Below are 11,941 nucleotides of genomic sequence, written 5' to 3'. Positions count from 1 at the left end.
CAGCATTAACACCCAACGCACTCTTATACTTATGATAGAGCTCGTGCCCTGTCCCTTTGAAATCAACCTTGCCCGATGCCCTATACTGCACAAGCCTAGCGTAGTTTAACTCATTCCAAAGCCTAGCAGTAGCATCGGCGATTCTCCGCAATTTCCTCTCCTGAGGGCCATTAGGCAGTAGCCTAAGCCTAACAGTGCGCATTTCCTCACTCCTTGATTTCCTACCCTTCGATTTAGGGGTGAAGGAGGATTGTGTGCCTAGGGTGGTGGAAACAGTGGGTAATCGACCCACCGACTCATCCGAAGAGATTGAACCCCCTCTCGGGGGCACCACCCTAGGCACCGAGAAAACACAGCAAAAGGGGGAATTAAAACATAACCAGAAACAAAAATACCAACCAAAAGACTAAAACTTTAAACAAACCAAGAAACAACAAACACCACAAACTCCCACCCACTAGAAGGGGCGAGGCTTGTCGCTCGTTTGGCCACATGAATCTTGAATTTACGCTAAGTATACCACTCCTTTAAATACATCTCACAGCGTAATGTTTTAAAGGGGTTAGGTAGAGCCATGCCTTATGCCCATTAGTGACCCTGAGAAGCTTAGGATAGCTATTGAGCATAGGTTTGGTTACTGGATATGCAGGAGGTGTGGTGCACGTAACCCAATTGGCGCTGAGAAGTGTAGGAGGTGTGGAAGTAAGGATTTAAGGCCTAAGAGGTTTAAGCACTAACCCTACTTCGCTCCTTACCATATGATGCCTCCATGAGTTTACTCAGACCTTGTGGTACCTCCATACCCCACTTAGTGAACGCATCCTTAATGCTTATCAACCTACAATCCTCCGTATTATACGCATCCCTCAACTTATCGAGACCTCTACAGTAGTCTGGGTGCAGCTTAGGTAGGTTTTCCCAAATCCACCTGGCTGTTATTGGGAATTTGTCCACCAGCGTGTTGAACATCAGCCAGGCTACTAGCCTAATCTCGTGGAAGGCCCCAAGCCCAGTCCTGAGGGGTATGAAGTTTAGGAAGAATTCCCTGGCGTTCATTTGAACCCAAATCCTACTAGCCATTGCGTTAGGTAAAATGTACCTAGCATCCTCGGGGACCATGGATCCCCTAGCCTTCACGTAAACTTGACTAGCTGACTCTAAGAATGGGGCAAGCTCATTAATCATGCTGGGTGGTAACACGTAGCGTAATTGACCCTTTGCATAGTCCACGTACCTCTGGCTCTCCTGCCAGTAACTGGCCAACCTATGCCTAATCAACTCATGCGTTAAGGCCCTACTACCCTCAATAAGCCAACTAGCCCCAGCAAATTCAAAGACGCTGTGGTGCCCATCCCTAAGGAAGCTCGTTATCCTACGCCTAACTATACCTGGGTCGTTCCTCACCCTATCAAGGGCCTTCTCAACCGTATACGCCCTATAAATCACGTCACTCATGGCCGCTGTAAACTCCTCACTACCCCACGTCATTAATAATGTGACTGAGGGTTTAATCACCGGGTAACTCATGTTAACCTGATCTCTAGGCCTAAATAACGCTTATAAGCGCTACTCTAGGTATCTCGCTTATGATACTTTTTGGAGTTTAACCTTAAGATTACGCCGCTGCTACATGTACATTTAATAATGCCTAAAACCCATCCCTCATGGTGGGGTCAATTTGTTGACACGCCATGGACTCTTTACTTTCCCTTTTTAACCAAGCGTCCTAAGCACCTTAACCATCTCGTCAACGTCCATGTTAGTCATGGCCAGCGGTATCTTCTCCCTCCTAGCCACCTCAATACCCAGGTAATCTGGTTTATCTAACCCATGTAGAACCACTATGGATGGTTTAAAGTCAACGAACGCCATCATAGCCTTTATAGCCACTAATGGTGACCTACCGTACCTGGTGTTGACGAATATGGCAGCCCTCTGGGTTGTTGAACCATACAGCTTGAGGTATTCGTAGGATGGGACATCGAGAAGTAGTTTAATGCTATCCACTATGGTGTAGCCGTGTATATCCATCCTGGTGGCTGGAGGAACCACCAGCGATGCGTTAATAGCCCTCAAGAAGGATTCAAGGCTAATGGGGTTTACGTAATCCCTCATATCAATCACAGCCGTCATGTACCTATCACCAGCCGACATCTGCTTAATAAGCAGTTGGAGCCTGGAACCACCCCTCTCAAGTTCAATATCTATTAGGGCCCTAACAAACCTCTTAACGAAGTATGAGCCGGGGGACTTCCTCCTACCCGACTCATAGTCACTTATCACGCTTGGGGTTGTGGACAACTTGATGGCCAACTCCGTCTGAGGTATGTTGAAGTACTCCCTCCAACGCTTAAGCTCCCTACCCGGGGACTCCGACATCACTATTGAACCCGCTATAAACGTAGCCACCTTATCAACCACCGCACTCTCAATAACCTCCTCCACAGCACAGAAATCAGTGAGTTATTTAATATTTTTCGTCCACATGGCAGCTGAGGTTACTTAAATAAACCTCTCATGCGCACCACCCAACATGCTACTAATTAGGGAGCGTGAGGTGGCCAGGTTGTTAACGTATGATGAGGCGATAAGGGCCGTCGAGAATGGGTTCAGGATGCTTGGGACTGGTAAGGCTGTTAACCTACCCAGGCGTAGAGTGGTATTGCCCGGAGCAGTGCTCCACGTCCTTCAAAGTGGTGCCCTAGGCGATTACAACGTGGCTGGCCTGAAGGCATACCTAAGTACCAAATACGGCACGAGGTTTGTCGTCCTGCTCTTCAGTATTGAATCAGGTGAGCTGCTCGCCATCATCGAGGCCGATAGACTTGGGCAAATTAGGACGGGGGCAGCCTCAGTGGTGGCCAGCAGGTACATGGCTAATTCAATTAGGGAGATTGGAATAGTTGGGTCAGGTAGGCAGGCTAGGGCTCAATTTGAGGCCTTTAACTCACTGGGCGTGTTAAGTAGGGTTAAGGTTATCAGCAGGAGTAGGGCTCACGCCGAAGCCTTCGCATCATACATAAGGGCCAGCGGCGTGGATGCCGTGGTTGTTGATGATTATAGGGAGGCGTGTAAGGTTGACGTCCTCATCACCGCTACGAACTCCAAGGAGCCATTCATAAGGGGTGACTACCTGCCTGAGGGTATACACATAAATGCTATTGGGAGTAACTGGAGGGATAGGGCTGAGTTAACTCAGGATACCGTGAATAGGGCTGATGTAATAGCGGTTGACGATGTTGAGCAGGCAAGGGAGGAGGCAGGCGACTTAATAATGGCCGGGGGTGATGTGTGGAGTAAGGTTGTTCCCTTATCAGACATAGTCACGGGTAGGGTTAAGGGTAGGTTAAATGCAAGTTCTATAACAATATTCAAGTCCCTCGGCATATCCATAGAGGACGTGGTTACTGCTAAGGTCGTTTACGACAAGGCCCTTAAGGAGGGACTGGGGTTAAGGCTTGAGTTCAGGGGAATGTTCGACTATAGCCAGTAGTCTAAACTCATAACCGTAGGTACAACCACCCCTCCGCCATTTTCCTAACTACCTCCCCAACCCCAGTATTAACTGCCGTAATACCATTGATTAAATCATCATAACCAATGTTGTTAAGCCTCATGGCGTACCTACATGCTACAACTTTAACCCCGTTATCCATGAGCCCCTTAATATCACTCTCAAATTCACTACCCTTGATGAGAGCCTTTACCGCTGTTTGGTGAAACACCACCTCAACCTCAACACTGCCTAGGTCACTTAACAGGTTTCTGCATGATATTAATGCTGCCTTAACTTTATCTAGTTCTGATACCTGAACGATTACTCTGTACGTCACATCAAACCCCCATACATGGTTAATGTATACCCTAGATAAGCATTATTTCACATACATCTAACTCAACTGCATGCTCAGGGGTCTAATGGCTACCCTTAATGCCGGTAAGCGGTATAATTGTGGTGGTGGATATCCTGTAGCCGTTTATGTCACCCTTAATAACGTATTCAACCTCAAGGGGGGCTATTAGCGGTTTACCGACCCTATCTAAGTCATCTAGAGCTATCCTTGGGCAAGCCTCAACGACTATTGCATCTGCATTAATACTATTCAACGTATCTGGAGCTGCATCATCAACGTAAACTATGAACGCCTCCCTACCGCTCTCCATTAGCCTACGCTTAACATCCAACGCATGCCTGATGTTACCTTGACCAGGCTTGCTGGTTAACACAATAGCCACTCTTCTAGCCTCAATGGCCTTCATCAATGCGTTAACCTTTAAGCCAAGGTACCTCCTGTAAACTGGCTCAACATCCTCAACAACTAGCCTATGCGGATCAGCCACAAGGACCCTTGAACCTGGGTTGATTAGCTTAGCCGTTAGGGCATAGAAGTATCCCCCAGAGACGACAATCATCCTATCAGCCTTAACCGGCATGAAGCACCCGGTGAATGGTCCAATGGCTGTGCCATGTATTTTCCTGGCTAATGATTCGGCGTACAATTTATATAATAGCGGGTAGAGCAGCATTGAGCCCTCGTAGCCACTTAACCTAAGTGATAGTGAGTTTACAACGTCCTCGTTGGGTATGTAGTAGGCTGGTAGTACGTACGTCTTAAACCCCTTACCATTGATAACCGTTATCTTACCCTTCTCAGTGGTGAAGCCGTTAATCCTCATGAGCAATTCCACGTTGCGTGGTAGGGCATGCCCAATGTGAACTAGGTCAAAGCCGGGGGGCGGTGTGGCTAGGTCGCATACACCCCAGGCATTCCTACCACTAACTATGACCTCCCCCACGCTGTGTCTCTCACTCAATAGCCTAGATAACTCAATTGCGGCGTTAATTAGGCCTATTGGCGCCTCAATCATTATGTTCCTACCTTTAACAAGTTCTGTTAATTCCTCAATGCCGTCTATCACCAAGTCCCCAATCCTCATCATTGGCGATGCAGCTCTAGGTTAATAAACCCTACATAGGCTGCTTAATTAGGATGCGCAGTGAAGTGAAGTATGGATACTACGATGTAGCAGAGAGGATAACCGTAATGTCGGCATTAGCCGTATTATCAACGGCAGTCGGAATGGCCTTTGGGGAACCCACCGAATCCATAATACTAGTCATAATAACCACGTTACCTATGTTACTATTCCCTCCAGCTAAGAGCCATGCAACGGTTATCATACTTTACCTAGCCCTAGCCTTAATCACCTATAGTAATGTTAACTCACTAGGACTCCTAAATGAGCTAGTGGTGATGGTGGGTATTCTGGTGGCGGTTTCGCTAACCATTTTTCAACTGCCCACCTGGGCTCGCTACTTGACATTAGGCATCTACTACGTGCTCGTGGTTATGTCATCTGCTAACGAATACTCGCTAATGTACATAATCTTCAGCTTCCTACTGCTTACCTACATCTCAGCGAGGGCGTATAGTGGGCCGCTTGAATTACCGTACAGGTACCCTACGTGGGTAATGTACACCCTTGCGTCGGCGCCTATCTTAGTCGCAATATTGAGCTATAGGCTAGGTGGAGTTACCCAAGCATTACCAAGCCTACTTGCAAGCTTCACGTTAATCACACCTCTAGTTAAGGCGAGTAGACCCAGGCGTGCACTAGCCATAGCGTTATCACTACCGTCAACGTTACTAATGCCCACTGCGTCGATGCTCATAATCCCAGCGTTGGCATCCTTTAGGAGACTGAGGTTTCATAGGGGTGTACCGCCCCCCGAGACCTGGGTTGACGCTTGGATCAGTGGCAGGTACTATGTTGAGAGAGTAATTGACACAGGGGGCTTCAGTTATGTTCTACTTGGCCGCTATGGCAATGAAAGGTATGCTATAAAGGTCCTTAGGTACACAAGCCCAGGCAACACACCCCTGGCCAGCGACCTGAAGGTTGTTCAATCGTTTAAGAGGGAGATGACGAGTTACCTATTAGTTAACAGTGATAGGGTTGTTAAGGTTTATGAGATTCACATAAATGAGGATAAGTTGCCCTACAGGAACCTTGAATCTTACCTGGAGGACCCACCTTACATTGTCATGGATTACATGGAGTACAACTCCCTGAGGCATTACCTAAGGCAAGTGGGTAGGTTAAGTCTAAGTGAAGCCATTAGGATAGCCCATGAGGTAGCCTTAGCCCTAAAGGAACTTCATGAGATGGGAATGCTTCACCTTGACCTTAAGCCCGAGAACATACTATTCAAGGATAAGGACAGGAAGATAATTAAACTTGGGGACCTGGGTGCGTCAAAGGTTTATGCAGGACGCAGCGTCGAGATATCTCAGTTCTCGCTAGCCTACTCAGCCCCAGAGGTCCTTATGAATAAGGCCGCCACTGATAAGGCTGATGTCTACTCGCTGGGTTTAATAATCTATGAAATGTTAATGGGCTTTAACCCACAGCAGTACGTGTTGAGGGGGCTTCTACCACCCATGGACCCAAGCATACCTCCACCTATAGCTAACCTGATTTTAAGAAGCCTAAGTTTAGATCCTCAAATGAGGCCTAGCATAGGTGAAGTATTGGCTACACTGGAGATGTACATGACTCAGGTTAATGAAACTCAACACACGGGGCATTACATGGGTGGTTAGGCGCACCTTAACGATCTTAACCCTAATCCTGAAGCAGGTTAACCCTTATTATCGTGTACATGCCTAACCTAACCACCAAGCCATCCTTCAACTCAACCTTGTTAACACGCTCAAACATGCCGTTATTATACACGTAGGTGCCATTCTTACTGTTCAAATCAGTTAACACCAGCGAACCGTTAACATCCCTACTTATCACGGCATGCCTCCTTGACACTGTTATATCCGGTATAACTATTATGTTCTCCGGCGCACGTCCTATGGTTACCGAGTTGAAGTAAACCATATCTACATCTATTGATGTATTTTTGAGCGAATCAACAGTCGACTCTATGAAGGTTATCCTTATCTTGTTAGCCGGCTTCTGCTCAACATGCCTAGTGGTCTCTGAACCAAGATCCTTCACGCTAACGGTAGTATCGCCCTTTCCACTATTCTTCATTATGCCCGCCTCAAGTCACAGCTTAAATATTTTACTAGCGTAATACAATTAATCATTTCCCTCCCTAATCAATGCACCAACACCCCCTCCATTAATATATTATGAGAGTCACGTTAGACTAAGGCTGGTATAATGCTTACCACGGAGTAGGTTTTATTATGATATTGTTTTTGCCTGTGGATGTTGAGGTTTTTAAGAGGGTTTTGAGGGAGGTTGCTAGTAGTGACCCAGCTTTCATTAGGGATGTTTTTTCTTGATGCGTTGAGGGGTGATGGTAAGGCTGTTGAGGCTATTGTCGACTTAATAACGAAAAACCCTGAGGCCAGGTTAAGACTATGGTTAAATGTAACTAAGATTGTCTTTAACTTAACCTGGTTATCCTTATCCTAACGTTATTGATCCATATTACGTGTGTTTCACCAATGCTTAAAGCCACTGAATCAACCTCCTTCAACATCCCCTTATCCTCAATCATCAATCCCTTGCCTGTTACGACTAGGTTACCCTCATTGTTAATGAACGTAATGGAGACATTACCTACCTTGGCTGGAAGCGTTACATCATTACCTTTGCCGCTACCCACCGTGACCTTATCCCTCACAAGCAAGCTCCTGCTGAACTCCACCTGAGGCTCTATTATGCTTATTACGACGCTTGGTATCCTTTGGCATGTTGCTACATCAACAAGTACAGTCATGTATAGCCCAAACCCTAAGGCTGCCCCCATCAATACAGCGGCCATTATGGCGTATAATGATTGAAACGATATTGCTGAGAACGTTGCAATGTACAGCAGTGCAGCTACCCCACCAACAAGTTCATTAGCCCCCCTGCAGGTTATGATCCTCTCCCTAACGTAGACTCTCATTAAAAGTGCCATTGCCGTGGAGACCAGTATGAGGAACAACATGACCGATAATGATGTCCCTATGCCTATGGGTATCTTAAACATGAACCTGTCTAGTATATCGTAAAGCATGACCATTAGTACCAGTAGCACTAGGGCCGGTATGTTGCGTATTACTAACGACTGAACTTCTGATGTTAACCTAAGCCTAACCATGCTCAACACCCAGGTAATCTGTTATTCGACTGATCCTACTTGGCATGAACCTTAAAGCCCCCTTGTAGGTGAGTAGCCTATTCAAGAGCTCATGAACCTCAGTACCCTTTCCAATCGGCCCATTTTCAAGCGCTCTTCTAACGGTCTCCCTTATATGCCAATTACCGACGGTTACGAAGTAGCTTGGCAGAACCTCCCTAAATATGACCACTTCCGCTGTCCTACCAGTCTTATTAAGGTATTCAAGTATGGGTAACCTTGCAGCGTAGAATCCACCATCCATTTCACTAAACCTTCCTCCATAATCCTCATCAACCACGTGGATCACGGCGTCTTTACCGGTAACTAGGGCTGAGGATGGGTACCAGATCTCAATCCACCTAGCCCTATAGGCACCTGGCCTAAGCATTATTATGAACCTGTTGCCTAAGTATTCCCCATAGAAGAGGAGCTCCTCGCTAAGCTCAGGGAGGCTAAGTACCCTGCCCCTTAGCCTACCGCCTATTATTGAATCCACGGCCGTTATTGACCACCTAGTTGGTACAAGTCTCCTTCTCCTCCTCTCACCCAGCATACCCATTGATAATGCCCTTATTAGCGTGTAGACGCTTAAACCACCCTTGTAGGCCTCCCATACGGCATCAGAGGCCTTAGCATCATCATTAATCAGCCTGTCGATGACCCTAGGGACCTTGGGGTTGCTGGATACGTTGATCCTAAGCGCCGTCGCTGCAGGTGGGGTAGGTACCAATAGCTCATTGATACTGAGCCCTGTTAACTTACCCTTAAGCCTAGCCTCCATGTCAACCGGCTTCTCCGAGACCGAGGCTGGGGCCAGTTCATTGTCGTATAGGGCTTGGGTTTCATTAACCTTAATCCTCATTGAGGCTGCAACCATTGAGGATCTGAGTTTAATTATGTCATAGAGACTCAACCTACCCCACCACCCGCTGGGGTCATCGTAGTACGCGGCATTGATGCCATGTATATTAGGTGGTATGTTAAACATGACCTTAACCACGGGATAGCCTACCTCCCCAACAACCACGGATGGGGGTGATGAACCATCTACATGCCCATTAATGTACCTACCCACTCTGCTTAACGCCAGCCTCCTCTCAAGTATCGGGCACCTTGGCAATCCACATAGGTTCCTGTACCCCTTGCATACTAGGCACAGTTCAGGCTTAATCCTAATACCAGTCACGGCTACCTGAATTACCGAAGGGGGCGTTTAAAATTGTTTCATCGAATTAAGCCGGTGCCTTAGTCACGTTGACCGTGAATGAGAATTCCTTAACCTCACCAGGCCTTATGACCACCAGTCCCATTCCATTATGGTATGCATCAGGGGCACCACTCATCGGTTCAACAGCCACTGCACCTGGAACCCCCGTGTAGACCTGAAGATACCTCATGTTAACCCTAGTAATGGTTATGCTTGAGTATGATGATTTAAGCTGTATTGGATCATCAACGATGAAGCAATCATCCCAATCACCCCTAGTTAACTCACGCCTTATGAGCCTACCTGTGGGTATCTTATCTACTGCCTCGCATTGATAGGACTCACCACCAGCCTTAATATCCCAATCACCAGAGACTAGGAAGTATGGATGGGCACCAACGGTTAGTGGCGCATCTGATGAGCCAATGTTTTGAATCATGAACCTGGTTGTTAAGCTGTTACCGCTTAACTCATACTTAACAGAAATGTCCAGCACCGTTGGGTAGCCGCTATGCCTAAGCACGTAATTAAGCAGAACCGAGCTTATTGTCGATTCCTTAACCACGAAGTCCTTATCGAGCACAAGGCCGTGAATAGCATTATCCTCCCTAGGGGGCCACCATTTAACCGGTAAAGTGTACTTAACACCGTTGAACACATACTCGGCCCCACGCACCCTGTTGGCATACGGTATGAGAATCGCCATACCACCCCTTGTAGGCATGTCAATGTTACCCCTCAGCACCACATCCCTACCCCTAATGCTCCATGAATACAGGTACGCACCCCTCTCATAGATCACAACCTCGGATTCACCATCCCTAAGCCTAATCATGTCCATACACTCAGTTAACCGAATTAAAAATATTATTACTATGCAGGAACCAGTCCCTACTTATTAATCAATACCGTTAAAAAGGCATTTAACTAAGCAAGTTTAACGCCACTGACTCCCTCCTTGTCTTTTGGTTTTTCGCTTTGGGGGGTTTGGTTGTTGCCCCGTCTGCTACAGGTTGGTGTCTTGCCTGGGATGGTGGGGATAGTGGGTATCGCTTCACCGACTAATCTAATGCAAGGAAAACCCCTCCCAGAGGCGCCACTCCAGCTACTAAACATCTCAGCACTGCTAGAATTTAAAACATCATCATGGGACTCACAAAGTGGAGCAACCCCGCCCAACAAGGGCAGGGAGGGGGTCATTGCCGAGGATCTATGAGTAATGAAGCCAACACACCTATTTGATGATCCTCTTTATTCAACATTCTAATGAATCCACTGTGTAGGGTAGGTTTTTATACTTCCGTATAATGCGTCGTGTTATGCATGAGCTGCTTTACTACGTACTACTTGCCTTTGCGGTTAGCTTCATTAGTAATGCAACTCCATTCTTTGGGGCTGCCTACACGGTCTACGCTTCGCTCGTACTTCTTGACCTTAGGCCCACTATACCCCTGGTGGCCCTTTTCATAGTTGTCACAGCCCTGGGGGCTGCCGTATCCAAGAACATAATGTACCTCATTGGTGTTGCCCTCAGGAGGCCCATGTCTAGGGGTAGGAACATGGCGTTGTTGAGGGGTTTACTTAAACTGGGTTACATGTGGCTTATAGTGGTTATCCTAGCCATAATACCCGGGCTACCACTTGACGACTACGTCTACGTGGGTACTGGGGCGGCTGGGGCTAGTTTAACGAGGTTAAACGCGTACGTGCTGTTGGGTAAGTTAATTAAGAGTGCTGTTGAGATTCCCATAGAGTTAACCATGTTTAGGGCCGCGTATGGGGCAACGTCAATGCTTGGCCTAACTAGACTGGACTTCCAGGTCGCCTTTGCAGTAGCCTTCACGGTGGCTGGTATCATGCTTTATAGGCTGGATTGGCTTAGTATGTATAATTGGCTTAGGGGGAGGATTAGCCTACTCCCGAAGGTACCAGAGGCGGAGGATTAACGCACCCTGAGCCTAAATCCACCGTCAACGGGGATGATGGCTCCATTAACCCACTCGGATTGATCCGATAAGAGCCAAATTATGACACTGGCAATGTCCTCAGGGGGCGCTGAGGGATCACCAAGCTTCCTCGTACTCCTCCAATCCCTCCCAGGCTTAAAATCATGCCTAATACCCCCTGGCGCAACAACATTAACCCTAATACCCCTATCCAGCAACTCTGAGGCAAGGGTCTCGGCAACCCTAGATAACGCTGCCTTGGAGGCTACGTAGGCCACGTGGTTGGGCCAATTGGCGTATGGACCCCAGATTGCCGTTACCATCACTATTGAGCCGCGTTTCATTAATGGTACAGCCGCCTTCACCGTGAGTAGGTGGGCTGCAAGATTAACCCTAACCATGTTGAATATATCATCCTCACTAACCTCACTAATCCCACCCTCAACATACCCACCAAGCACAGTCACCAAACCATCTAAGCCGCCCAATACTTCATAAGCCTTATGCACCGCTTCCTCAGCCGTCTCTCCGGAGGCGGTAGGTGTTAAACCTCCACCGTCTCCTTCTCGACGGTCTCCCTGGGCCCCCTCACCGCAGCAGCTCCCGCCCTGTCGCCAGGGGTTCCTTGCCACTGCGGGTCTCGGAAACCCAGGGTAA

General features: G+C 47.6%; 15 protein-coding genes and 1 pseudogene. 6 read left to right on the top strand and 10 right to left on the bottom strand.

Annotated features, from left to right (window positions below):
* Nucleotides 1-343, bottom strand: a pseudogene (locus tag B7L70_RS10200) (hypothetical protein); the annotation flags it as partial.
* A 238-nt stretch (nucleotides 344-581) separates the two neighbouring features.
* On the opposite strand from B7L70_RS10200, the gene B7L70_RS10195 reads away from it, so the two are divergent.
* Nucleotides 582-737 carry a 50S ribosomal protein L40e gene (locus B7L70_RS10195; RefSeq protein ID WP_081227900.1) on the top strand — a complete coding sequence of 52 codons (156 nt, stop codon included), beginning with the start codon at nucleotides 582-584 and terminating at the stop codon, nucleotides 735-737.
* Here B7L70_RS10195 and thyX read toward each other — a convergent pair.
* Both thyX and B7L70_RS10185 read right to left on the bottom strand, forming a co-directional pair.
* The gene (thyX, locus tag B7L70_RS10190) at nucleotides 727-1,527 is read right to left on the bottom strand and encodes an FAD-dependent thymidylate synthase (protein ID WP_081227899.1); all 801 of its coding nucleotides are present in this window, start codon (nucleotides 1,525-1,527) and stop codon (nucleotides 727-729) included. The two genes, B7L70_RS10195 and thyX, sit on opposite strands and share 11 nt — an antisense overlap.
* Before the next feature lie 186 nt (nucleotides 1,528-1,713).
* The gene (locus tag B7L70_RS10185; RefSeq protein WP_202908731.1) at nucleotides 1,714-2,445 is read right to left on the bottom strand and encodes a helix-turn-helix domain-containing protein; all 732 of its coding nucleotides are present in this window, start codon (nucleotides 2,443-2,445) and stop codon (nucleotides 1,714-1,716) included.
* 88 nt (nucleotides 2,446-2,533) lie between these two features.
* On the opposite strand from B7L70_RS10185, the gene B7L70_RS10180 reads away from it, so the two are divergent.
* Nucleotides 2,534-3,493: an ornithine cyclodeaminase family protein gene (locus B7L70_RS10180; protein ID WP_081227897.1), complete on the top strand. Its 960-nt coding sequence runs from the start codon at nucleotides 2,534-2,536 to the stop codon at nucleotides 3,491-3,493.
* A 7-nt stretch (nucleotides 3,494-3,500) separates the two neighbouring features.
* Here the strand turns inward: B7L70_RS10180 and B7L70_RS10175 are convergent, their stop codons facing one another.
* Nucleotides 3,501-3,833, bottom strand: coding sequence for a DsrE family protein (locus tag B7L70_RS10175; protein WP_081227894.1), 333 nt, complete (start codon nucleotides 3,831-3,833; stop codon nucleotides 3,501-3,503).
* Nucleotides 3,834-3,915: 82 nt separating this feature from the next.
* Nucleotides 3,916-4,938 carry a diphthamide synthesis protein gene (locus B7L70_RS10170; protein ID WP_162009157.1) on the bottom strand — a complete coding sequence of 341 codons (1,023 nt, stop codon included), beginning with the start codon at nucleotides 4,936-4,938 and terminating at the stop codon, nucleotides 3,916-3,918.
* 53 nt (nucleotides 4,939-4,991) lie between these two features.
* Here B7L70_RS10170 and B7L70_RS10165 point away from each other — a divergent pair, with 53 nt between their 5' ends.
* The gene (locus B7L70_RS10165; RefSeq protein WP_081227889.1) at nucleotides 4,992-6,605 is read left to right on the top strand and encodes a serine/threonine-protein kinase; all 1,614 of its coding nucleotides are present in this window, start codon (nucleotides 4,992-4,994) and stop codon (nucleotides 6,603-6,605) included.
* A 22-nt stretch (nucleotides 6,606-6,627) separates the two neighbouring features.
* On the opposite strand, the gene B7L70_RS10160 is transcribed toward B7L70_RS10165, so the two are convergent.
* Nucleotides 6,628-7,047 carry an FHA domain-containing protein gene (locus B7L70_RS10160; RefSeq protein ID WP_081227886.1) on the bottom strand — a complete coding sequence of 140 codons (420 nt, stop codon included), beginning with the start codon at nucleotides 7,045-7,047 and terminating at the stop codon, nucleotides 6,628-6,630.
* Nucleotides 7,048-7,269: 222 nt separating this feature from the next.
* Here B7L70_RS10160 and B7L70_RS13525 point away from each other — a divergent pair, with 222 nt between their 5' ends.
* Nucleotides 7,270-7,437 (top strand): hypothetical protein, encoded by a 168-nt coding sequence (locus B7L70_RS13525; protein ID WP_162009156.1) that lies wholly within the window; start codon nucleotides 7,270-7,272, stop codon nucleotides 7,435-7,437.
* On the opposite strand, the gene B7L70_RS10155 is transcribed toward B7L70_RS13525, so the two are convergent.
* From B7L70_RS10155 to B7L70_RS10145, 3 genes are read right to left on the bottom strand one after another with little or no spacing between them, the layout of a single operon-like run.
* A complete protein-coding gene (locus tag B7L70_RS10155; RefSeq protein ID WP_081227883.1) occupies nucleotides 7,409-8,110 on the bottom strand; it encodes a hypothetical protein in 702 nt (233 codons plus the stop codon). The genes B7L70_RS13525 and B7L70_RS10155 overlap by 29 nt on opposite strands.
* Nucleotides 8,103-9,317 (bottom strand): Nre family DNA repair protein, encoded by a 1,215-nt coding sequence (locus tag B7L70_RS10150; RefSeq protein ID WP_081227881.1) that lies wholly within the window; start codon nucleotides 9,315-9,317, stop codon nucleotides 8,103-8,105. Before B7L70_RS10150 ends, B7L70_RS10155 begins: the two co-directional genes overlap by 8 nt.
* A 46-nt stretch (nucleotides 9,318-9,363) precedes the next feature.
* The gene (locus tag B7L70_RS10145; RefSeq protein ID WP_081227902.1) at nucleotides 9,364-10,170 is read right to left on the bottom strand and encodes an aldose 1-epimerase; all 807 of its coding nucleotides are present in this window, start codon (nucleotides 10,168-10,170) and stop codon (nucleotides 9,364-9,366) included.
* A gap of 162 nt (nucleotides 10,171-10,332) precedes the next feature.
* Between B7L70_RS10145 and B7L70_RS13045 the strand changes: the two genes are divergently transcribed.
* Nucleotides 10,333-10,554, top strand: a complete 222-nt coding sequence (locus B7L70_RS13045; RefSeq protein WP_143701620.1) for a hypothetical protein — start codon at nucleotides 10,333-10,335, stop codon at nucleotides 10,552-10,554.
* 103 nt (nucleotides 10,555-10,657) lie between these two features.
* Nucleotides 10,658-11,284: a hypothetical protein gene (locus B7L70_RS10140; protein ID WP_081227876.1), complete on the top strand. Its 627-nt coding sequence runs from the start codon at nucleotides 10,658-10,660 to the stop codon at nucleotides 11,282-11,284.
* Here B7L70_RS10140 and B7L70_RS10135 read toward each other — a convergent pair.
* A partial coding sequence (locus B7L70_RS10135; RefSeq protein WP_101940281.1) for an SDR family oxidoreductase occupies nucleotides 11,281-11,941 on the bottom strand: 661 nt, incomplete at its 5' end. The genes B7L70_RS10140 and B7L70_RS10135 overlap by 4 nt on opposite strands.

The sequence above is a fragment of the Vulcanisaeta sp. EB80 genome, assembly GCF_002078205.2.
Note: the sequence above shows the minus strand (reverse complement) of the source record. Positions and strands in the feature narration are given on the sequence as shown.

Bases quoted from the DNA above. Each gene is read 5' to 3' on its own strand.
- B7L70_RS10195 (WP_081227900.1), top strand. From the start codon at position 582: ATGCCCATTAGTGACCCTGAGAAGCTTAGGATAGCTATTGAGCATAGG.
- B7L70_RS10170 (WP_162009157.1), bottom strand. From the start codon at position 4,938: ATGAGGATTGGGGACTTGGTGATAGACGGCATTGAGGAATTAACAGAA.
- B7L70_RS10180 (WP_081227897.1), top strand. From the start codon at position 2,534: ATGCTACTAATTAGGGAGCGTGAGGTGGCCAGGTTGTTAACGTATGAT.
- B7L70_RS10160 (WP_081227886.1), bottom strand. From the start codon at position 7,047: ATGAAGAATAGTGGAAAGGGCGATACTACCGTTAGCGTGAAGGATCTT.
- thyX (WP_081227899.1), bottom strand. From the start codon at position 1,527: ATGAGTTACCCGGTGATTAAACCCTCAGTCACATTATTAATGACGTGG.
- B7L70_RS10140 (WP_081227876.1), top strand. From the start codon at position 10,658: ATGCATGAGCTGCTTTACTACGTACTACTTGCCTTTGCGGTTAGCTTC.
- B7L70_RS10165 (WP_081227889.1), top strand. From the start codon at position 4,992: ATGCGCAGTGAAGTGAAGTATGGATACTACGATGTAGCAGAGAGGATA.
- B7L70_RS10155 (WP_081227883.1), bottom strand. From the start codon at position 8,110: ATGGTTAGGCTTAGGTTAACATCAGAAGTTCAGTCGTTAGTAATACGC.